General features: G+C 39.3%; 21 protein-coding genes. 11 read left to right on the top strand and 10 right to left on the bottom strand.

The annotated features are described in order from the left end of the window. Positions 1–100 precede the first annotated feature (100 nt). From AB3G38_RS08955 to AB3G38_RS08920, 8 genes are all read right to left on the bottom strand, one after another. On the bottom strand, positions 101–484 hold the full coding sequence (locus AB3G38_RS08955) for a DUF2809 domain-containing protein (RefSeq protein ID WP_367868151.1): 384 nt from the start codon (positions 482–484) through the stop codon (positions 101–103). Positions 485–541: 57 nt separating this feature from the next. Next, the gene (creD, locus tag AB3G38_RS08950) at positions 542–2008 is read right to left on the bottom strand and encodes a cell envelope integrity protein CreD (RefSeq protein ID WP_367868150.1); all 1467 of its coding nucleotides are present in this window, start codon (positions 2006–2008) and stop codon (positions 542–544) included. 52 nt (positions 2009–2060) lie between these two features. Then, positions 2061–2363, bottom strand: coding sequence for a winged helix-turn-helix domain-containing protein (locus AB3G38_RS08945; protein ID WP_367868149.1), 303 nt, complete (start codon positions 2361–2363; stop codon positions 2061–2063). Further along, positions 2363–2980: a hypothetical protein gene (locus AB3G38_RS08940; protein WP_367868148.1), complete on the bottom strand. Its 618-nt coding sequence runs from the start codon at positions 2978–2980 to the stop codon at positions 2363–2365. The genes AB3G38_RS08945 and AB3G38_RS08940 overlap by 1 nt, the downstream gene beginning before the upstream one ends. A 130-nt stretch (positions 2981–3110) precedes the next feature. Further along, on the bottom strand, positions 3111–4055 hold the full coding sequence (locus AB3G38_RS08935; protein WP_367868147.1) for a nitrilase family protein: 945 nt from the start codon (positions 4053–4055) through the stop codon (positions 3111–3113). A 68-nt stretch (positions 4056–4123) separates the two neighbouring features. Continuing rightward, positions 4124–4933 carry a DUF6597 domain-containing transcriptional factor gene (locus tag AB3G38_RS08930; RefSeq protein ID WP_367868146.1) on the bottom strand — a complete coding sequence of 270 codons (810 nt, stop codon included), beginning with the start codon at positions 4931–4933 and terminating at the stop codon, positions 4124–4126. A 10-nt stretch (positions 4934–4943) separates the two neighbouring features. Beyond that, a complete protein-coding gene (locus AB3G38_RS08925; protein ID WP_367868145.1) occupies positions 4944–5783 on the bottom strand; it encodes an alpha/beta hydrolase in 840 nt (279 codons plus the stop codon). Positions 5784–5844: 61 nt separating this feature from the next. Next, on the bottom strand, positions 5845–6681 hold the full coding sequence (locus tag AB3G38_RS08920) for a mechanosensitive ion channel family protein (protein WP_367868144.1): 837 nt from the start codon (positions 6679–6681) through the stop codon (positions 5845–5847). A 193-nt stretch (positions 6682–6874) separates the two neighbouring features. On the opposite strand from AB3G38_RS08920, the gene AB3G38_RS08915 reads away from it, so the two are divergent. From AB3G38_RS08915 to metQ, 4 genes are all read left to right on the top strand, one after another. Continuing rightward, positions 6875–7924, top strand: a complete 1050-nt coding sequence (locus tag AB3G38_RS08915; RefSeq protein WP_367868143.1) for an NAD(P)-dependent alcohol dehydrogenase — start codon at positions 6875–6877, stop codon at positions 7922–7924. Positions 7925–8047: 123 nt separating this feature from the next. Continuing rightward, positions 8048–9079: a methionine ABC transporter ATP-binding protein MetN gene (gene metN, locus AB3G38_RS08910; RefSeq protein ID WP_367868142.1), complete on the top strand. Its 1032-nt coding sequence runs from the start codon at positions 8048–8050 to the stop codon at positions 9077–9079. After that, positions 9072–9728: a methionine ABC transporter permease MetI gene (metI, locus tag AB3G38_RS08905; RefSeq protein ID WP_367868141.1), complete on the top strand. Its 657-nt coding sequence runs from the start codon at positions 9072–9074 to the stop codon at positions 9726–9728. Before metN ends, metI begins: the two co-directional genes overlap by 8 nt. Before the next feature lie 49 nt (positions 9729–9777). Continuing rightward, positions 9778–10596, top strand: coding sequence for a methionine ABC transporter substrate-binding lipoprotein MetQ (gene metQ, locus AB3G38_RS08900; RefSeq protein WP_367868140.1), 819 nt, complete (start codon positions 9778–9780; stop codon positions 10594–10596). A 172-nt stretch (positions 10597–10768) separates the two neighbouring features. Here metQ and AB3G38_RS08895 read toward each other — a convergent pair whose 3' ends face one another. Together AB3G38_RS08895 and AB3G38_RS08890 are read right to left on the bottom strand one after the other, a co-directional pair. Beyond that, positions 10769–11374 (bottom strand): RloB domain-containing protein, encoded by a 606-nt coding sequence (locus tag AB3G38_RS08895; RefSeq protein ID WP_367868139.1) that lies wholly within the window; start codon positions 11372–11374, stop codon positions 10769–10771. Further along, a complete protein-coding gene (locus AB3G38_RS08890; protein ID WP_367868138.1) occupies positions 11364–12692 on the bottom strand; it encodes an ATP/GTP-binding protein in 1329 nt (442 codons plus the stop codon). The genes AB3G38_RS08895 and AB3G38_RS08890 overlap by 11 nt, the downstream gene beginning before the upstream one ends. Before the next feature lie 121 nt (positions 12693–12813). Here AB3G38_RS08890 and fdhD point away from each other — a divergent pair, with 121 nt between their 5' ends. The 7 genes from fdhD (at position 12814) to AB3G38_RS08855 (ending at position 21035) form a co-directional block, all read left to right on the top strand. Then, positions 12814–13698, top strand: a complete 885-nt coding sequence (fdhD, locus tag AB3G38_RS08885) for a formate dehydrogenase accessory sulfurtransferase FdhD (protein ID WP_367868137.1) — start codon at positions 12814–12816, stop codon at positions 13696–13698. Then, a complete protein-coding gene (locus AB3G38_RS08880) occupies positions 13682–14035 on the top strand; it encodes a hypothetical protein (RefSeq protein ID WP_367868136.1) in 354 nt (117 codons plus the stop codon). Before fdhD ends, AB3G38_RS08880 begins: the two co-directional genes overlap by 17 nt. Before the next feature lie 31 nt (positions 14036–14066). Beyond that, complete coding sequence (locus AB3G38_RS08875; RefSeq protein WP_367868135.1) at positions 14067–16388, top strand: FdhF/YdeP family oxidoreductase; 2322 nt, start codon at positions 14067–14069, stop codon at positions 16386–16388. Beyond that, positions 16372–16959, top strand: coding sequence for an NTP transferase domain-containing protein (locus tag AB3G38_RS08870; protein ID WP_367868134.1), 588 nt, complete (start codon positions 16372–16374; stop codon positions 16957–16959). Before AB3G38_RS08875 ends, AB3G38_RS08870 begins: the two co-directional genes overlap by 17 nt. Positions 16960–17137: 178 nt before the next feature. After that, entirely contained in the window at positions 17138–18484 is a 1347-nt protein-coding gene (locus AB3G38_RS08865) for a serine/threonine protein kinase (RefSeq protein ID WP_367868133.1), read from the top strand. Positions 18485–18525: 41 nt separating this feature from the next. Further along, positions 18526–19473, top strand: coding sequence for a hypothetical protein (locus tag AB3G38_RS08860; RefSeq protein ID WP_367868132.1), 948 nt, complete (start codon positions 18526–18528; stop codon positions 19471–19473). A gap of 95 nt (positions 19474–19568) precedes the next feature. Next, entirely contained in the window at positions 19569–21035 is a 1467-nt protein-coding gene (locus AB3G38_RS08855) for a PP2C family serine/threonine-protein phosphatase (RefSeq protein ID WP_367868131.1), read from the top strand. Positions 21036–21037: the final 2 nt, after the last annotated feature.

Here is a 21037-nt window from a genome sequence, read left to right as displayed (position 1 = left end):
AAAATTATTGGTAAAGCAGATGAACCTACAGTAGCCCTGGTATGCATTCCTTTTTTCCAAAAAATCTATGATAGTGTCTCTGCTTTTAGCAATACATTTTTCAATGTGCTTGGGTTGAGGCCCCAGGAGATGATTGTAGCACAAAAATAACCGCTGCACCCAGCGTATAAGCTACCATGTCTGTCCAGCTGAAATAATTGCCTAAAATCAGTGGAGCTATTTTTGACTGGTCCAGACCTAAATGGTGAATCAGGTTAAAGTACTGACCAGCCTCTACACAATAAGAGAACAATAACACGCTGATGAGTACCCATTTCGAAGGGACATTTAAAAATGCTTTAACCAGGCAAAACAAGAAGATAACAATCAGGAAATCTCCTGCATAAGGGCGGATGAACTCATCATGCGCATATAAGGCAATCAAAACCTCTATACTAAATAATAAGACAGTAAGTCCAAAATAATACTTGCTAAAACTAAACATATAAATGGGTTTTTAAATTACGGGAACCTCGTGCAAGAGGTTCCCGTAAGGAATGATTTACGATTCTTGTGTTTCTGTTTGCACAGTTCCTGCCGCATTTTGCGCTGAATCCGGCATCTCTGCTAATGGATTTCTATTCCAGTCTATTTTGGCCGATAAATACATCAATGCCGCTACAATAATAAATAAGCCCACACTTCCGAATAATAAAGCCACGTCCTGCAACTGAATAATCACATAAACAAATCCGTAGAAAACAGTCAGAATTCCGGCAAATATCAAAGCTGGTTTTTTATTTTTTAATAAGGCTGCGATAAAACTACCAATTAATGAAACTGTAGCAACCGAAGCAATGAGATAAGCCACATTAAAACCAACACGCTCGCTAAATGAGAGCAATAATGTATAGTAGATAATCATCGCTGCACCAATCAGTACATATTGTAAAAGGTGCACTTTTCTCTTGTTCAGCAGTTCGGTGAAAAATAACGAAATGAAAGTCAGCATAATGATCAGAATAGAATATTTGCCTGAGCGCATGGTCTTTTGATACTGATCAACCGGAAGAATAAACTGGATACCAAAAGAACCATCCCTTAAAGGTGCCTGAACATTGGTTTCCGGCAATGGAATTTCCTGAGTTGCAGGAGCAGTAACCAGCGTTGAATTCTCATTGATCCATTGCTGAGAGAAAGGCCTGTTAAAATAGGGCATTTTCCATGTGGCTGAAAATGCATTGGCAGATACATTCCGCTGCTCCGGAAGATAACGTCCTGTAAACTTCGGATTTCCCCAGCTTCCGTCAATCTTTACAGTGGTGCTCTTTCCGATATGCAGGAAACTAAGCTCATTGCTGCCTCTTAAATCCAGGTCAAAACTAAAATCCAGTGCCGTATTTTTACCGGCACTCAAATCGGGCTGGATAATCAGGTTATTGGTAAATAAAGCCATTGTGGTGAAATCTGGTTCAACAGCATAATCTTTACCTGCTAATTTAATAACAGGGTTATTCTTTAAACCTTTCAGATCACTTAATCCGATGTCTACCTTTGCCTTGTCCCATTGAACCATATCTGGATTAATGCCTGATTTCCTTAATTCCATTGCACTGAATTTTCCATTTACCCTGATCTTTGAATTATAGACCACAGCATCAAATATTCCACGATGCAGCAATTGTGGTGCTGCTTTACCGGTTATATTCAAAGTTTCGGGCAGGATATAGATATTGGTTAATACTTCTTTTGTGGTCACCTTTCCGGCACTGTCCTTATGGTTAACATTGGTTTTATAAGGAATAACCAAAATCGGACCTTCTACCAGCTGGCTTCCAGACCACTTGTCTGATATTTCATTGTTAACTTCCTGCTGTCTGGCTTGTCTTTCCAAAATCAGATTCTGTACTAAGCCCGAAGGAATAAGCAGGAGCAGGGTTAAAACACCTATAAGGCATAACTTTACAATAACAGATTCCGAGAACCACGTTCTGAATCCATTGCTTTGTTTTTCTTGTTGATAGTTCATATGAGTGATTTAAAAGTACTTTGAGATTCAAAGTACAAGGTTAAAAAAAAGGTTATTTCTTTTGTTGTTTAATTAAATTTTCAAGTGCTTCCAGGTGTTTTTTAAATGCAAGGATCCCTTTTGCCGAAGCAGCATATTGTGTATTAGGCTTACGACCAATAAAACTTTTGGTTACCGTAATATATTCTTCCTTCTCCAATGCTTTAAGATGGGAGGCAAGGTTCCCATCGGTTGCATTCAAAAGCTCTTTCAAAGAATTGAAATCATAATAGGCATTGGCAACCAGTACGCTCATAATTTGCAGGCGTAACCGGTTCTCAAAAGCTTTATCGAAAGATTCCAGCGAAATTTTCACTAATTGTATTTAAAGTGCATGATTGAACCATAAAGAATATGCAGGATACCGAAACCTAAGGTCCAGAAGATAATTCCGTAACCCGGGATTAAAGCTGCGATTAAGCCTATAATAATTTCACTAAATCCAAGCCATTTTACAGCAGATATCGTGTAATGACTTCCAGCAATCAATGCCAGGCCATAAAAGATCAGGCAGGCAGAGCAAATAATTGCATATTCACCGCGGATCAGCAGGATAAGAATAAATAATCCGCCAGTTACCAGGGGAATGGTCATGTTGACCAGCAACCGCTTACTAACCGGGTTCCAGAAATTTTCTCCCTTTTTACGTGCCTGGCGAATAGTCAGCCAGATCCCCGTTACTAAAGAAAGCACTAAAACACCAGCAGCTATACTGGTTAATTGCCATAAAATCTGTGATTCACTGATATAACTGTCTCTATATTGCAAAATACCTTGTGTATTATATACTATTTTATAGCCTATAAACGCGCCAATTAATGCATATACCCCAGCCATAATCCCTGATAAACCACTCAGGGAAATGAATTTGGAAGAACGTTCCATCAGGTTTCGGATAGAACTCAGCTCTGAATAAATATCTTTTTCTTGCATTTTAAAAGAACTTTGAGATACAAAGTAAAACATAAAGATTTAATTCTGCAAGAACTATTTATTAAACAGGAGCAATTCCTGTAATAAAAAAACTGACCGCCATTATCCAGGGCGGTCAGTTGATCATTAATTAAATAAGCCAGACTACTTTTTGTTCGGATTGATGCGGCCTTCCAATAATATCTTTATAGAGCCCGGGTCTTCTGGCCTGAATATAACGATGGCCCCCTGCTTGCTTCAGTTTTTCAGGTGTCAGCACCGCTACTACATAATCATCCCCTAATGTTTTACATTCATTGAGTATATCTCCAAAAGGATCAATAATCATCGAACATCCATTTTTCAGCTGGTCATCGTCCATCCCGATCGGATTAGAGAAAACTGCATATATTGCATTATCATAAGCTCTGGCTGGCAGCCATTTCATTAACCAGTCGCGACCTTTCATCCCTTCAAATTCCAGGCGGAGCGAGGTTGGATCATTTTCTCTGTTCGTCCATAGTGCCGGATCTACGAATCCTGCTCCCGGCCGGGTTGAAGGGGTACACATGGTAACGTGCGGCATAAAAATAATATCAGCTCCTAAAAGTGTGGTTGCTCTTACGTTTTCAGTGATGTTATTGTCATAACAAATCAGAATTCCACATTTCCAGCCATAAAGCTCAAAAATGCAGTATTCATTACCAGGTGTAAGGAAAGGATTGATAAAAGGATGTAATTTTCTGAACCTGGCAACCAGACCATTTTTATCTACGCAGACATAGGCTTTAAACAAATTATCCGTTTCATCTTTCTCAAAAAGTCCAGCCAGAACGGCAATATTATATTTAGCTGCTATGGCTGTAAGCGCTAAAATACTTTCTCCAGCCGGAATAAATTCTGCTAAATCAAGCATTTGTGCTTTAGAAAGATTTCTGGCAAAAGTATAACCGGTAATTGAGCATTCATGAAAAGCAATAACCTTTGCACCATCTTTTGAAGCCTTTCCGGCCAAATCATCTATGATTGAAAGGTTGTAATTCTTATCTCCGCTTTTGTGCTCAAATTGTGCGGTAGCAATTTTAAGGTTTTCCATCTTTATCTGTTTTGAACAAAGATATATTGCAGGAATTCTATAAAAATGTACAAATCCGACAGTGCAGCTTAGTAGCTCAGGAAGTTGATGGCCAGCGGATCGGTGATACTGCTGTATTGACCCGGCGTTAGTCCTGTATGTTTTTTGAATTCACGGATCAGATGTGGCTGATCGTAATATCCGGCTTCGTAACCCAGCGCAGTCAGGTTTTCCTGAACTGGTTTATCCCTGAGCTGTTTCAGAAACACATGCAGCTTGACAATTGTACTGAATCTTTTCGGACTGATCCCGATGTGAGTTATAAAAGTCCTTTCCAGTTTTCTTTCGTGATAACCTGTGAAATCTGCTAATTTACTGACCGGAAGTAAACCCTTGTGTTGCGTAATAAAATTGATTGATGCCAAAATTAATGGCTGATCTGAAAGCTGCCTGTGTACCATCAGCTTTCGGAAAAAAGCTTCGGCCAAAGTAATTTTACTGGTAATCGAAGTGCTGTCCGACAACTTTTCGTAAAGTTCGGCTCCATGGGTACCAAAGACATCTGCCGTTTTGATACGTTGATTTTTAAGCTCCTGAGAAGGAACTCCTGGCATTTGACTCAATCCATGAGGATGAAAAACAATAATCATTAAAGATGTTTCTCCCTGGCAGTATAAATCCTGGTAAGCATCCGGTTGTCCGTAAATAAAGGAGCCCGGAAGCTCAACAGGAATATCCGGGCTGGTAAAATGCGAAATTAATGGATTTTTAAAAGAGAACACCATTCCTGTATTTCCGTCAGAAAACAGACGCAGCTTCTTTATCTCTTCAGTTTGAGTAGTCAAAAAGAGATAATGCTTAATCGTTGCTGACAAATCTATGGAAGGTGATACCTGCATTTTCTGTAACTTATTTTTTAGTATTCAGCACCTCAAATGCTTTATAGACACTATGGTGTAAAATGGTTAAGTGGTTTTCTGCCGGCATAGGGTTGAAGATGATCTGTAAACGCTGATCAGCAGATTTTTTTAAGACAGCTGCAAGGTTGGCGGCATCCTGTTCCATCACTTTGCCTTCTGTACCTACCGAAATATATACTTTAATATTTTTGGCTGCAGTTGATTTTAATAACTCAGGAGCTTTTGCAAGCAGAGATTCATTATCCCACCATAAACTTGGGCTGATGATCACATAGTTGTTGAAAAGTTCAGGTTTTTTTAAAAGTACCTCAGTGGCTAATAATCCGCCTAATGACTGACCAACAATAGTCCTGGAAGCATTAGTTCTGTATTTCTGCTGGATATAAGGCTGTAAATCCTTCTCGATAAAAGCTATGAATTTTCCTGATTTTCCTGTAGTTGGGAAATCTTTTAAATCTTTCTGTACAGTAGTGGGGAAGGTGAAATCTCTTTTTCTATCCATATTTGCAATACCGACAACAATTGATTTTGGCATAACCTGTATCATAGTGCAATATTGAACAAGACCTGCGATATGGATAAAATCTTCATTGGCAGAGCCGTCTAAAAGATAAATAACCGGGTAGGTTTCTTTCAGGTCCTGGTCATAACCTTCTGGTAAATAAATATTCAGAATTCTTTTTTCTGCTAATTGTGCTGATTGAATTTCATCAGTTATGCCTAAAGAAAAGGGTTTGGTTGAGATTTGTATAGTGGCTGTTTTATTCTGGCTTCTGGCAACATTACCAAATAAGGCAATAAATAATAAAAGGAAAGTTAAATGCTTCATAGTGTAAAGCTAGTGTTTTAAATACGGTTTAAAAAGAAACGGATTAAGGTGTAAGTTAGCATTACTCAGGCAAATCTGTACTGGCAGGAATGATATGTACCTCCCGCTGCGGATAAGGAATGGCAATGTTGTTCTGATCCAGTGCTTCTTTAAGTGCTTGGAAATTACGATGGTAAGTTGCCCAGAAATCTGCATTGGCAGACCATGATCTGATCGTCAGGTTGACGGCGTTATCTCCCAGTGAGGCTACCAGAACAACCGGGGCAGGATCTTTCAAAACTAATGGATCATTAGTCAGCACATTCAGCATAACTTTTCTCGCCATATCTATATTGGCATTGTAAGATATCCCGATACTATATTCCTGCATCCGGTTTGTATTATCTGATACATTGTTGATCACTGCATTGGCCAGCGGACCGTTTGGGGCATAAATCGTTGTTCCGTTTCCCGCTTTTAAAGTTGTATAAAGGATATCGATTTTAAGTACTGTACCACTTACATTATTGCTGGATGAAATAAAATGTCCCACTTTAAAAGGCTTGAACAGCAGAATTAAAACCCCGCCGGCAAAATTAGAAAGGCTCCCCTGAAGAGCCAGACCTACAGCCAGACCTGATGCAGCTAAAATTGCTACAAAAGAAGAGGTTTCAATGCCTAGGGTAGAGGCAACGGTAACCAGCAAAAGAACGTAAAGTATAACTTTTAAAATGCTGATCAAAAAGTTAGAAAGTGAAAGGTCAATTTTTCCTTTATTCAGGTGATTATTTAAAAACCTGACTAAGAATTTGATTAACCAGAATCCTATTAATAAAGTAATCAGTGCGAGTAAAAGGGTGGGGATTTTGCTGATAAATGTATCCAGCAAACGTGATAAGTTGAGTTCTATTCTATCCATAAATTGTTTTTATAGCCTTAAGGCCATTCTTGCAGATTGTTTTAAATTTAACATTTATGATGCCATGTTTTTTTCCACGTAAGATGGAATGCTGGTCAAAATTGGAAATCGTGAATTGAACAAAAATATAATGAACAAAATGGTGATGACGTTTGTATTTATATTTGTTATAACACTAAATAATTGAAAAACGATGAAAGCAGTAAAATCATATGCAGCGCACAGTGCTGATAAACCATTAGCTCCCTATCAGTTAGACCGTCGTGAGCCAGGAGCTGATGATGTAGAAATCAAAATCTTATACTGTGGTGTATGCCATTCAGATATACATACCGCAAGAAACGAATGGGGAGGATCAATGTACCCTGTAGTGCCAGGGCACGAAATTGTTGGAAAAGTAACGAAAGCCGGAGACAATGTGACGCGTTTTAAAGTCGGAGATACTGTTGGTGTAGGCTGTTTTGTAGACTCTTGTGGCCATTGCAGAAATTGCGAAGAAGACAATGAGCAATATTGTGAAAATGGACATTCACAAACCTATAACTCGCTGTTACAGGATAAAAAAACAATTACTTATGGTGGTTATTCCAGTCATATTGTAGTTACACAAAAATTTGTATTGAGTGTATCTGATAAATTACCTCTTGAAAAAGTAGCCCCTTTATTATGTGCAGGAATTACTACTTATTCTCCACTGAAACACTGGAATGTTAAAAAAGGAGATAAACTGGCGGTTGTTGGTTTAGGTGGATTAGGACATATGGCTGTTAAAATTGCGGCTTCTATGGGGGCAGAAGTAACGGTATTAAGCCGTTCCAAAAGCAAAGAAAAAGATGCACAGGAACTAGGTGCGCATCATTTTGAGATTACCACGGAAAAGGAAACGATGAAAAAGCTGGCTAACAGTTTTGATTATATCATTGATACGGTATCTGCGGAACATGATTATAATGAATATCTTGCTTTATTACGTACCAATGGGGTAATGGTTCTATTAGGTGTACCACCGAAACCTTCAGATGTGCAGGCGTTTCAGTTAATTGGCGGTCGCCGGAGTCTGGTCGGTTCGTTAGTTGGAGGAATAAAAGAAACTCAGGAAATGCTGGATTACTGTGCAGAACATAATATCACTTCGGATGTAGAAATGATCAATATTGACCAGATCAACGAAGCTTATGAGCGCACGCTTGCCGGAGATGTTCATTATCGTTTTGTAATTGATATGGCATCTTTGAATGAATAAGCTTAATTTGAGCAGTAAATAAAAAAAAGGCACTTTTAGAGTGTCTTTTTTTATATCTCCCTGATAGTTAAAGTCTATAAATATAATAGACTATTGCTGATTATTATTACTTTTGCGCCGAACATGATTGTATTAAAAAATATAACTAAACAATTTCATCAGAAAAACAGGGAGATTACAGCTTTGTCGGACGTCTCTTTAACTGTACCAACAGGTAAAATCTATGGGGTGATCGGGGCATCAGGCGCAGGAAAAAGCACCTTGATCCGCTGCGTGAATTTGTTGGAGAGGCCAACCTCCGGCGAGGTTATCGTGGATGGGCTGAACCTGATTGATTTATCACCGGCAGCGCTGGCTAAAGAAAGAAGACAGATCGGTATGATCTTTCAACATTTCAATTTATTATCTTCCAGAACGGTTTCTGAAAATATTGCCTTTCCATTAGAGCTGGATAAAGTTCCTAAAGAACAGATCCAAAAAAGAGTTGCTGAATTACTCGCGCTGGTAGGGCTGGAAGATAAAGGAAAAGATTATCCTGCTAATTTATCCGGTGGACAGAAACAACGGGTTGCGATTGCCAGAACATTGGCGAGTAATCCAAAAGTGCTGTTATGTGATGAAGCGACAAGTGCTTTAGATCCGGCTACTACAAAGTCTATTCTTACTTTATTAAAAGATATCAATAAAAGGCTGAATATTACCATTCTACTGATTACCCATGAAATGGATGTGGTGAAAAGTATCTGTGATGAAGTTGCAGTCATCAGTGCCGGTAAATTAATTGAACAGGGTACTGTCAGTGAAATTTTTGCGCATCCTAAAGCAGAACTTACCCGTGAATTTATCGCTTCATCTCTAAAAATAAACATTCCGGAAGCCTATCTGGAGAGGTTAAGCGATACATTGACTGCAGATAAAAAACCGTTATTAAAACTGGAATTTACCGGTCAATCGGTAGATGATCCCGTACTTTCACAGGTGAGCAGGTTATTCAACCTGAATAATAATATTATTTACGCACAAATTGAATATGCCGGAGGTGTTAAATTTGGCGCTATGGTGATTGAAGTTTCCGGTGCACAGCAAGACAGCCTGAAGGCAATAGCATATTATGAAGAAAAACAGATCAAAGTGGAGGTTTTAGGGTATGTCTGATGCAATGATTTTAATGATGTTCAAAGGAACATGGGAAACAATAGTGATGACCTTTGTCTCTGGATTTTTTGGTTTTGTCATCGGATTGCCAACCGGAGTGATGCTATATCTGACCAGAAAAGGCCAGGTACTGGAAAACAGAACGCTGAATAATGTAGTATCGGTTTTCGTGAATGTATTCCGCTCTATTCCATTTATTATTCTGATTGTCTGGATGATTCCTTTTACCCGGATGCTGGTCGGAACTTCTATTGGTATTGAAGCTGCTTTAGTTCCTTTAAGTATCGGAGCTGCACCTTTTATTGCCAGAATGGTAGAAAACAGTTTAATCGAAGTGCCAGGTGGTCTGGTTGAGGCTGCAAGAGCGATGGGTGCAACTCCTTTTCAAATTGTTTGCAAAGTATTATTACCAGAAGCATTGCCTTCGCTGATTAATACAGCTTCTATTACTTTAATCACACTTGTGGGTTATTCGGCCATGGGTGGCGCAGTTGGTGCAGGGGGATTAGGACAAATCGGTTATCAATATGGTTATGTAGGTTATGATGTACTGGTGATGAACACGGTATTGATTGTGCTGGTTGCTTTAGTTTTTGTGATCCAGTTTGCCGGAGATTTTCTTGCTAAACGTGCAGACCACAGGAAATAGACTCTTTTGCAAAAAAAATAAATAAGATTAGAAAACACAATTTATATCAATGAAAACTAAAATCAATTTGCTGGCAGCTGTAGCTGTAATGGCTTCAGTATCCTTATTCAGCTGCGGCGGAGGTGCTAAAAAGAGTGATCCGAACCATATCAAAGTAGGTGTAGAATCAGGACCGGAATTTGCAGTGGCTGAAGCTGCTCAGAAAGTAGCTAAAGAGAAATTTGGCCTGGACGTTGAATTGGTTCAGTTCAATGATTTCGTAATGCCTAATGAAGCGCTTAGCCAGGGTGATTTAGATTTGAATGTATTCCAGAATAAACCTTATCTGGATGTACAGACTAAACAACGCGGTTATAAATTCGCAATCCAGGGGAATACTTTTGTTTTCCCATTAGCTGGTTATTCTAAAAAAATCAAGAAAATTGAAGAGTTAAAAGAAGGCAATACGATTATTATTCCTAATGATCCGACTAATGGTGGCCGGGCTTTATTGCTGTTACAAAAATCAGGTTTACTGAAGTTAAAAGATGGTGTTGGTTTATTACCTACTGTCAATGATATCATCGAAAATCCTAAAAAGATCAAGATTCTTGAATTAGAAGCTCCGCAATTACCAAGAGCACTGGATGATCAGAATGTAACCATTGCAGTCATCAACAATACTTTTGCGTCTTCTGTTGGCTTAATTGCAGACCGTGACGGACTTATTGTAGAAGATAAAAAATCACCTTACGTAAATATCATTGTATCCAGAGAAGATAATAAAGATGAAGAGAAGATCAAAAAGTTTGTAAAAGCTTTTCAATCTGATGAGGTAGAAGCCGCTGCTGCTAAAATATTCAAAGGTGGTGCTGTTAAGGGTTGGTAAAACCTATTTTAAACTGAGTTAATAATTTTAAAAAAAAAAACGGTTGTCTGATCAAAAAAGGGCAACCGTTTTTTTATGAATGGCATGGTCAGGCTAAGCTGCTAATTCATTTTGACCTTACCGGTGGAGATCCCGTTAGATCAAAAAAGGAAAGCTTAATTCATAACTATGATCAGATATTAATGCCCAGTAGACCGAATATCTTATAAATTTCAGCTTTTGCTTGCTCAGGGGCTTCTGTGTCAAAATTCCCTCTTTTCGTTGCGTTGGTTATTCCGGTCTTCAGATAGGGCTTTAATCTTTGATATATATCAGGATTGCTGCGCACGAAATATTTCTCTGACTTTTCATAAGTTTTTAAAGGGTCATGGCTTTTCAGTTCCTTTCCAACAGGATCGCATTCTCTGAAATACTTACCACTATCCTTCACATGCATCAGAAACCAGAATTCAAGACAAGGCGTGTTAATCAGCACATGGATTTTTTTAATGTTTTCAGCTTCTTTTTGATACTTCTTTAATTCCGGGATTTTTCCTTCAGCAATGACTACATCGAGATCAATAACCCATATCGATAAGTCATAAATCCTGGCATTTGTCTTTACCAGCTCAAACTGTTCAAAAAGGGTTTTCTTTTTGGGAAGTTCGGGCTGAATAGATATTCCATGAAGCGTCTCGTTTTTCCTTAACATTTGCAGATACCAAAGTTCAGTTTCTCCATCTACAACCAAAGAAAAAGTCTTTTTCCCCAGGCCCTTTTTTGTACCGCTAGTTCTCATTATCGAAATCCAGATAATAATCTTCTAATTGTGGTACGGCACCAAGCTTGCCCGATTTGTATGCATTGAATACAGATGTAGTATCCCGGATAACACTTGAATCGAAGTCACTTAATGCATAAAGCTCTACACTGCCATCTGAAATTTTTTCTGTGAACCATATGGCATCATCCCGAAATATATCTCTTTCCATCAGTAATTCCCGATAATGGGTAGTGGCTATGATTTGGGAACCCTTAACATTGACAAGAAATAGCAAAAGAAAATGCTTTAATAATTCTGGGTGTAGTGAAGATTCGAGTTCATCGATTAAGACTACACTACTTTTCCCAAGTATCTGGTCTAAAAGGCCACTGAATTGAAAATATCTTTGTGTTCCTTCGGATTCTTCTTTATATGGCAATATATAACTATCAGAGTGATCACCATTCAACACTGAGTGGCGGAAACCAACTTCAAGTAAATCCAATGACTCAGGATCCTTTACAGAAATAGATTTTGGTATTATAGCTGCAATCTGTTTGTTAATAACATGCATGATTTCACGCATATTATCATCATAATTAATTGTTCTTTTTTCCAGTGCTAAGTCGGTAATCTTGAAATCTGCTTTTTGAAGAAATTTAATTATATGACCCTTATTAATCTCTTTATTTTCAATTGCTTTATTAATAGAATCACTCAAGTCTGTTTTAGGAGTAATCAGCTTTCTAAGCACCTTATCGAACCAGTCAGTTACGTCTCTGAGTTCAGGAGAATCAATATTTGACTTTAAAAAGCCGCTCAATACAGGGTTATTCCACAAGGTATTTGCCTCCAGAATTTCCTCCTGAGCCCGTTTGAACTTGGCCTTAGGGCCAAATTTAATTTCAGTCAGCTGTTTCTCAATATTCGTTTCGCGTTTATAAATCAAAGATTTGTTAGGAGAGTAAAATTCGAGCTTTTCAAAAGTAATAGCCTCCTTTATGAAAGCAATCTCGTAACTGTATTTGATTCCGTTTTGGAAAAATATTAATTCAAACTTCGTTTCCTGAGTTGATGTTAATGCGTTAAATAGAAATGGAGTGTAATTTAATGTCGTCTGTTTCTGTAATGGTGAGGAGACGATTAATGACCTTAAAGAATCAAGAGCCTTTAAGATCGTAGTCTTTCCTGAACCATTAGCACCATAGATTAAACCCAATTTTAATAATCTTTGTCCTGGAGCAGGTTCGAGAATAAAATACTTTTCCAGATCCTGAGATTTATCAGCTTCGAAAGATAGTGTAACAGTATCTTTTATACTTCTGAAATTTGTTGTAGAAAAGCTTACAATCATGATTTTTTCTTATTATCTGTAAATCGATTACAAATATAGCTAATAATCTGTCTTTTTTTATACATACCCAGATTGATAACCTAAGCATTGTTAAGCAAGAAATAAATCGTAAATTTAGGAAATGCAGACGGATTCTATACAACGATTTTCGATCATAAAAGTGAATGCAGAGGGCACCGCAAAGGTAGCTGATGAGCTCGCTATCGAAGAACCTCTGGAAATCAGAGTTAGCTATCTTTCAAGTGGGTTACAGGTTGTTAAAAATGTGGCTGTGACCATGCGTACACCTGGTCATGATGCCGAACTTGCTACAGGTTTTCTGTTTACGGAAGGGATTATTAAAAATAATGAAACACTGGCATCAGTAGAACATTGCTTTATTGCTTGTGCGGAAAATAAAGAAAATGTAATACAGGTAACTTTGAATGAGATTCCTTCTTTGGAAAACGCAGAACGTAATTTCTATACCACTTCAAGCTGTGGTGTTTGTGGAAAAGGGTCAATTGCAGCTATTCGTACAGTCAGTGTTTTTCAGCAGAATAATCTGGACGAACTGTTTGTTAATCAGGAGATATTAAATCAGCTGCCAGTCATCCTGCAAAAACAACAGGAAGTGTTCCGGGTTACAGGCGGTTTACATGCTGCTTCATTATTTACTGCTGATGGAGAATTATTATTGCTCAGAGAAGACGTTGGCCGTCATAATGCCCTGGATAAATTGATTGGGGCTGCTTTAGTCCAAAATTTGCTTCCCTTAACAAATTCTATTCTGCTATTAAGTGGCAGAGTCAGTTTTGAACTGGTACAGAAAGCTGCGATGGCTGGTGTCCGGATTATTGCAGCAGTAGGGGCGCCATCAAGTCTGGCAGTACAATTAGCAGAAGAGTTTGGAATCACCCTGATTGGTTTTCTGCGTAATCAAAGATTTAATATCTATAACGCAGCACAGCGCATTGCTGTAAACACTACAGAAACATATACCTACACTAATGAAGATAAGAATTAAAGGAAACTCGCTGCGCTATCGTCTGACAAAATCGGACATTGCTGCACTGGTTAAAGATGGCTGTTTGAAGGAAAGTACAGCTTTTGTAAACCAAATCTTAACCTATTCTGTAAAAGTTAAAGATACTGAGCAGCTGAAAGCTGAATTTACTGATAACCAGATTACTCTTTTTATTTCTAAAAGTATGGTTCAGGAACTCGCGGATACAGAAAAAGTAGGATTCAGCGATAAGGGAAGTACTTTGCACTTACTGATTGAAAAAGATTTCACTTGTCTGGATAACGTAGAAGAAGATCAAAGTGATAATTTTCCTAATCCTTTAGCTGCAACAAGTTAGTTTAGCGATTACAGTATCAAATATATTGAACATGGAAAACAAAGGTAAAATATTGCCCGATGCAGAGAATCCGGAAAAGTTACTGAATTTAAAAGTATCTCCAGCAAAAACGTGGGCTGCCGGTATCCCTGCTGTGGTAGCTGCATTTGCAGATATTGTTGAAGAAGGTATTCCCGTTCGGGGTACGGGCGCTTTGTTTTCAATGAACCAGAAAGGTGGATTTGATTGTTCTAGTTGTGCCTGGCCGGATCCTGATGATGACCGTTCTCCCATTGGTGAATATTGCGAGAATGGAGTCAAAGCTTTAGCGGAAGAAGCAACTACAAAAAAGGTAACTGCTGATTTTTTTGCTTTAAATTCAGTTGCAGATTTATCGAAATTAACAGATTATGAAATAGGCAAAAAAGGACGTTTAACTGAGCCTGTTTATCTGCCAAAAGGAGCAACGCATTATCAGCGTATCAGTTGGGATAATGCCTTTAAGAAAATAGCAGAACATCTGAATGCTTTGGAATCACCCGATGAGGCCGCATTTTATACTTCAGGAAGGACCAGTAATGAAACCTCGTTTATGTACCAGTTATTTACCAAAGAATTTGGGACTAATAACTTGCCGGACTGCTCTAATATGTGTCATGAAACCAGTGGTGTAGCCTTGTCAGAGACTATAGGGATTGGAAAAGGAACGGTGAAGCTGGACGATTTTTATACGACGGATGTCATTATCATTATTGGGCAGAACCCTGGAACAAATGCGCCCAGAATGATGAGTGCTTTGGAAAAGGGGAAAAAGAATGGCGCTAAAATCATCGCGATCAATCCATTGCCTGAAGCTGGTTTAATGGGCTTCAAAAACCCCCAGGAAATTGGCAGTGTACTTGGATCAGGTACTAAATTTGCCGACTTGTTTCTCCAGGTAAAGATAAACGGCGACATGGCTGTTTTTAAAGCACTTGAAATCCTCTTATATGAGGCAGAGCTAAAATCTCCCGGAAAAGTCTTTGACCATGAGTTTATAGCAAATCATACTGTAGGATACGGAAATTTCATCAATCATCTGAAGAATTACAGGCTGGAAGAGCTTGCTGATCAGGCTGGAGTTCCGCTGGCACAAATCCGCGAAGCAGCAGAAATAATTGGCCCGAAAAACAGGCTTATATTTTGCTGGGGAATGGGACTGACCCAACAGAAAAATGGGGTAGACATGTTAAAAGAAATTGTCAATATTACTTTATTAAAAGGGAGTATTGGTAAGCCGGGAGCTGGTTTATGCCCGGTTCGTGGACATAGCAATGTTCAGGGAAACCGAACGATGCTGATTTCTGAAAAGCCAACTCAGCAGCAACTGGACAAATTAAAAGAAGTTTTTGGTTTTGAGCCGCCAAGGGAGAATGGTTATGATGTTGTGAACGCGATTAAGGCAATTCATGCAGGGAAAGTAAAAGTGTTTTTTGCAATGGGGGGTAATTTTCTCTCGGCAACGCCGGATACAAATTATACGGCTGAGGCGATGCGTAAACTCAGGCTGAATGTGCAGGTATCCACAAAATTAAACCGTGGTCATTTGATTCATGGAGAAGAAGCATTAATACTTCCTGCATTATCCCGGAGTGATAAAGATTTGTACAATGGTGTTGCCCAGTTTATAAGTACTGAAAATTCGATGGGGGTAGTGCAGTCTTCTAAAGGAATTCTGGATCCTGTATCGGATCAGATGAGGAATGAAACCAGGATTGTCTGTGAAATGGCGAAAGCTACTTTAGGAAGCCGTTCTGTGGTAGATTGGGATAAATTTGCAAATAGTTATGATGCGATCCGGGATGTGATTGAACAGTGTATCCCGGGTTTTGAAGATTATAATAGAAGAGTGCGCGAGCCTGGTGGTTTTTATTTGCCAAACGGGCCCAGGGAAGGGAAATTTATAACGGAAAAGTTCAAGGATAAAGCCCCGTTTACATTGACTGATTTACCTGTACATCATTTAGCAGCAGATGAATATATGATGGCCAGTATTCGTAGTCATGATCAGTTTAATACTACTATTTATGGTTTGGAAGATCGTTACCGCGGAATAAAGAATGAACGGCGCGTTGTATTTATGAATCAGAAAGATATGGATAAGGCAGGCTTTGCCGAAGGAGAGAAAGTTGATCTGTTTAATTATGGAGATGGGATAGAAAGGGTAGCCAGATTGTTTGTGGTGGTTCCTTACAGTATTCCTGAACGTAATGCAGCAACTTATTATCCGGAAACAAATGTCCTGATGCCTATCAGCAGTGTAGCTGATCAAAGTAATACACCTGTCGGAAAACTGATTGTCATCAAAATTAAAAAGCATGTTTCCGGTTCCTGAACTTAATGGGCTGGTACTGGCAGGAGGCAGGAGTACCCGGATGGGCCATGATAAAGGACTGATCAACTGGCATGGAAAACCCCAGCGGGAGTATATGGCTGATTTGCTGAAGTCTTATTGCCGGGAAGTTTTCATTTCTTGTCGTGAAGATCAGCAGTTAGCTATTACAGATGGAGGTTACACTGCACTTACAGATAATTATACTGATCTGGGACCTTTTGGTGCTTTGCTTTCTGCATTTGAATTACAGGAAAATAAGGCATGGCTGGTGGTAGCCTGTGATCTGCCTTTATTGGACAAGGCGCATTTAGATCAATTGTGTGCTGAGCGTAACCCCGTCCTGATGGCTACGGCTTTTGAAGGGACTGATGGAGTTGCAGAACCATTAATGACGATATGGGAGCCTTCAGCTTATCCTGCGCTGCTTTCGGGTTTAGCTGCAGGCTCTTCATCTGCGCGCAGTGTACTGCTCAAAAATGAAATTACAGTATTGAAATCTACTGATCAGCAGGCCTTAGCCAATGTAAACAGCCGTGATGAGGCAGACAAGATCATAAAATCATTCTTATAATCAGCTGATGCGGATCTTAAAAAAGGCTGCTGTTTCTCTTGAAATGGTCTGCTGTATCTCTTGAAACAATTGAATTACAAGCTGTCATTTGACGGCCTTTTTTTTGTTCCTGATTTTAAATAAACATTGGAACTAAAATTGTAGTAATTTTACCACACACAGAGTTGAATTAGCTTAAATGAGTAAAGTATTTACGATTACTGAAGGTCTGGAAAATATGGGCGCACTGCGTACCGGAGGCCAGGGTTCAGTTTACAAAGGAAGAAGGTTTGGTCCTATTATAACGGCAGTGAAATTACTGCCAACACCGGTTCATACGGAAAGTACGGAAGATAAAAACTTCAGGAGTTTCCAGAATGAGGTGGAGAAATTGAAAAAGGTAAATGAGGAGCCTAATCCTAATATAGTTAAGATCTTAAATTCAGGAATTACAGAAAGCGGATCGTTCCCATTTATAGAAATGGAGTTTATTGATGGACCCGATCTGGAAGAATTACTGAAAGAGCCTCACGATAAAATATTTACGGTAAAGGAAGTGATTAAGGTGGCCGATCATCTGGCGAATGCTTTAGCGCATTGTCATAAGGTGACAGTCAAGCACGGGGATATCAAGAGTAATAATGTTAAGTTTAATGTCCATACGGGTAATTATGTCCTGCTGGATTTTGGCTTATCGGCAATGTCTGATGAACAGCGCAGAACGAGTATCCGCCATGCGGGTGCAATAGAATTCATGGCACCTGAGCAGAGTGAAGGACAAATGTTACTGGAAACTGATATTTACAGTTACGGGATAATCCTGTATGAGCTGCTGGCAGGGCAGGTTCCTTTTCCTTTACTGGATAACGGTCAAAAGTCAAGGAATGATGTCTTGGTTGGTCATCTGGAATCGCCTGTGCCTGATTTGTTGACCTTAAGACAGCAAAATATGCCTGAAAGCTGGTCGGAGCAGAAGAAATTACACGAGATGCAGGTTCCTGCCTGGTTGCTTGCTGTGATTAGTAAATGTTTGGAGAAATCACCATCAGCCAGGTACAAAAGCGGAATGGATTTGCAGTATGCGATTGTCCACAGTAGTATTACTGACGCTGGAAACGCTGTAGCTGATGCTCCGGGTACTGCTTTATTGCAAATGGAGAATGAGCGGTTACAAACTTTGCTTTTACATTATCAGGAAGCACAGGATGAAAATCCTGTTGTGCGTGATGCTGGTATAATTGCGATCTCTAAGCCTGTATTTTATGTTTTATCTGCGGGAGTAGTCTTTATGATTGCATTGCTGAGTTATTTTTTACTTTTTAAGGAAGCGGATAAACCTGTTAAAAAGGAGGTTCCGGTGAAAACTACGACAACTCCGGCTACTGTAACCCCTGATGATCAGGATAAGGGTTATGCCTGGGATAAGGAGCGTGATTCTCTAAAAGATAGTGGAAGTACAGAAACACAACCGGTACAGTTGAAGCCTGTTCCTCAGACTCCGCGTGATACAACAACGATGAATTTGGATACTACGCTTCATTTCTAAAATTGCATTAACCAGGGTTTTCCTACATAAAAAAGAATAACATGGCAGAAAAGTCAACTTTCTGGAAAAAGACAGGTCTTCAGGACTGGTTTCTTCCAACAGAAAAAAGTAAAGCTAAAAAAGTAGTCAAAGGTTTAACGCCTGACGAAGTTTATAAATATATACTGGATAAATTCAAAGAGTCTATTGGGCAGCTTTCTTTTGCGAACCGGGTAGTTTTTTATCATGAATACATTATTTGTTTCAACGAGGAGGATTATAAAGAGTTTCTGGATCATAAACAGGGCTTGTTCGGAATCATTGTGCATGAGTCGGTAAACCAGTTTTACGAAGTTTTAAAAGAACATCGTAAAGCAGGTAAAACGGTGGAGCCTTCAAGCTCTAAATGGGTTTTCAGACTGGCCTCTCATCCGGATTATGAACGTGGGGATAAAGGGTTTATCGGGAAATTATTGCCTGGAAGTACTAAAAAAGAGGAGAATTTAAGAGTCACTTTTATTCCAAGGCAAACAGGAATTGCAGAAACACTGGATGTCAACCAGGATATTTTAAATGGCTTCACCTATTATAGTGAGGGCTATTATGAGCTGCCTTATGCGATGGATCTTGAAAATGCTAAATTGGTTAAGGGGAAATCTGATCAGATTCTTGCACGCTTTGAAACGATTATGCCAGATCAGAATTTCAGAGGTAAAAAGCTGGAATACCTGATGACTACACAGGAGATATTGATCTCTGGTAAGGACGAAGAGCGAAAAGAACCTTATATTTTTAGTATTCCTTCGGATTGGGTGAATACACCTCATTTGAGCATCCGTTATGAGGAAGCAGAAGGTAAGTTTTACCTGGCTTCTTTTGGAGAGAAAACAATGGTAAACGAGGTGGAGGTATACCGCAGTTCGGTAGATGCTCCGGATTGGGTAGTACTTCCGTTTAATTCGAAGGTACTGCTGAATGGTATTATCGGGATCAACATTTTCAAACCTTAGCTCCGGATGGGAAATTATTTATCAATCGGGTTGTTGGCTTTAGGAGTTTTATTGCTGATATGGCATTTTACAGATATTAAAAAATCACAGAAATAATGGCGGATCGTTTATTTGGAATTACTGACACCGGCAGGGTAAGGGCTAATAATGAAGATGAATTTATTACGCAGGAAGTCATGCACAACAAATTCATGATTGCTGGTGTAATTGATGGTGTAGGTGGTTATGCTGGTGGTGAAATTGCGGCAGCGCTCACTAAAGAAGTTATCTTAAGGGAGCTGGAAACGATTGAGCCGGATTTGATCAGTCAGTTAAGCCGGGTTTTTTACCTGGCTAATGAAGAGATTGCCACACATAAAAAGGGTGATCTGGAATTAATGGATATGGCCTGTGTAGCTACACTTGCAGTGATAGACAGGCAGAATAATCTGTTGCATTACGTACATGTGGGAGATACGAGATTGTATCTGTTCCGTGATCATTCATTGGTTAAGATTTCGCATGATCAGTCTTTTGTAGGTTTTCTGGAAGATTCTGGCAGGCTCACTGAGGAAGCGGCTATGCAGCATCCTAAGCGGAACCAGATTAACCAGGCGTTGGGACTTGCAAGCCGGATGGGAATGACAGATCCTTACTTTGAAACAGGTTCTTCTCCGTTTTTACCGGATGATTTGATTTTGCTTTGCAGTGATGGACTAACGGATATGGTAGATGCAGCATTGATTACTGCGGTACTGAACGGGCCGGAAACACTTGCGGTAAAGGCAGCGCGTTTAGTGGAGGAAGCAAACCTGGCGGGCGGTAAGGATAATGTAACTGTCGTACTGGCAAAAAATGATAAAGTCCGTGCTTCTTATGAGTTTTCAAAATCGGAGCGTGTTAAGCCGATAGTGGCCAGTGCTGTTGCTGAGCCTTATGTTGCTGCTGAGTCTTATGCTACCGCTGAGCCTTTAAAAGGTTCGGTTAAAGCTTTGCCTGAACAAAATGCAGTTCAGCAAAAGCGTGGTAAAGGATTGATCATATTATTAACTGCTTTATGTTTATTGTTTTTAGGGACAACCATCTGGTTGTTTTTATACCATACTGCTGAAGGAACAAAATTAGAACAGCCGGGAACGGTTTTGGTTACGCCGGTCAAACCTGGATTAAATCCTCAGGAAAAAAAGATCAGTGATATGCTCTTAAGTTTAAAGGGAGACACATTATTACTTGCGGATACGGTTTTTAAAGTACCTGTCCGTTTAAGCCAGGCGCTGAGTATAGACCGGGACACACTTATTCTGAAAACTAAAGGGAATATTGTTTTTCAAAGTGATCCGGCCTACAAAGGGACTGCGCTGATTCTTTCTCCAAAATGTAAATATGTGAAGATTGATCAGCTGTTACTGGAAAATTTTGAAACAGGTATAGTTTCCTATAACAATGCGCTGGACTTGAAAAATATACGTTTTAATAAAGTTAATTATCCTGTACAGGTCAGGTTTGTTTTTCCAGACCAGTTTTATGTGAATGGCAGATTGTCCAAGCGTAATTATGCAGCTGATTCGCTGGCTAAGAAATAAGT

It is taken from the genome of Pedobacter sp. WC2423, from assembly GCF_040822065.1.
Taxonomy (GTDB): domain Bacteria; phylum Bacteroidota; class Bacteroidia; order Sphingobacteriales; family Sphingobacteriaceae; genus Pedobacter.
The sequence above is the reverse complement of the archived record's forward strand: the minus strand, read 5'-3'. Positions and strand labels throughout refer to the sequence as shown.

Excerpts from the sequence above, each read along its gene's own strand:
- AB3G38_RS08935 (WP_367868147.1), bottom strand. The coding sequence starts at position 4,055 with ATGGAAAACCTTAAAATTGCTACCGCACAATTTGAGCACAAAAGCGGA.
- AB3G38_RS08865 (WP_367868133.1), top strand. The coding sequence starts at position 17,138 with ATGAGTAAAGTATTTACGATTACTGAAGGTCTGGAAAATATGGGCGCA.
- metN (WP_367868142.1), top strand. The coding sequence starts at position 8,048 with ATGATTGTATTAAAAAATATAACTAAACAATTTCATCAGAAAAACAGG.
- AB3G38_RS08955 (WP_367868151.1), bottom strand. The coding sequence starts at position 484 with ATGTTTAGTTTTAGCAAGTATTATTTTGGACTTACTGTCTTATTATTT.
- fdhD (WP_367868137.1), top strand. The coding sequence starts at position 12,814 with ATGCAGACGGATTCTATACAACGATTTTCGATCATAAAAGTGAATGCA.
- AB3G38_RS08940 (WP_367868148.1), bottom strand. The coding sequence starts at position 2,980 with ATGCAAGAAAAAGATATTTATTCAGAGCTGAGTTCTATCCGAAACCTG.
- AB3G38_RS08855 (WP_367868131.1), top strand. The coding sequence starts at position 19,569 with ATGGCGGATCGTTTATTTGGAATTACTGACACCGGCAGGGTAAGGGCT.
- AB3G38_RS08880 (WP_367868136.1), top strand. The coding sequence starts at position 13,682 with ATGAAGATAAGAATTAAAGGAAACTCGCTGCGCTATCGTCTGACAAAA.
- AB3G38_RS08920 (WP_367868144.1), bottom strand. The coding sequence starts at position 6,681 with ATGGATAGAATAGAACTCAACTTATCACGTTTGCTGGATACATTTATC.
- AB3G38_RS08915 (WP_367868143.1), top strand. The coding sequence starts at position 6,875 with ATGAAAGCAGTAAAATCATATGCAGCGCACAGTGCTGATAAACCATTA.
- AB3G38_RS08925 (WP_367868145.1), bottom strand. The coding sequence starts at position 5,783 with ATGAAGCATTTAACTTTCCTTTTATTATTTATTGCCTTATTTGGTAAT.
- AB3G38_RS08895 (WP_367868139.1), bottom strand. The coding sequence starts at position 11,374 with ATGAGAACTAGCGGTACAAAAAAGGGCCTGGGGAAAAAGACTTTTTCT.
- AB3G38_RS08860 (WP_367868132.1), top strand. The coding sequence starts at position 18,526 with ATGGCAGAAAAGTCAACTTTCTGGAAAAAGACAGGTCTTCAGGACTGG.
- metQ (WP_367868140.1), top strand. The coding sequence starts at position 9,778 with ATGAAAACTAAAATCAATTTGCTGGCAGCTGTAGCTGTAATGGCTTCA.
- AB3G38_RS08870 (WP_367868134.1), top strand. The coding sequence starts at position 16,372 with ATGTTTCCGGTTCCTGAACTTAATGGGCTGGTACTGGCAGGAGGCAGG.
- metI (WP_367868141.1), top strand. The coding sequence starts at position 9,072 with ATGTCTGATGCAATGATTTTAATGATGTTCAAAGGAACATGGGAAACA.
- AB3G38_RS08875 (WP_367868135.1), top strand. The coding sequence starts at position 14,067 with ATGGAAAACAAAGGTAAAATATTGCCCGATGCAGAGAATCCGGAAAAG.
- AB3G38_RS08930 (WP_367868146.1), bottom strand. The coding sequence starts at position 4,933 with ATGCAGGTATCACCTTCCATAGATTTGTCAGCAACGATTAAGCATTAT.
- creD (WP_367868150.1), bottom strand. The coding sequence starts at position 2,008 with ATGAACTATCAACAAGAAAAACAAAGCAATGGATTCAGAACGTGGTTC.
- AB3G38_RS08890 (WP_367868138.1), bottom strand. The coding sequence starts at position 12,692 with ATGATTGTAAGCTTTTCTACAACAAATTTCAGAAGTATAAAAGATACT.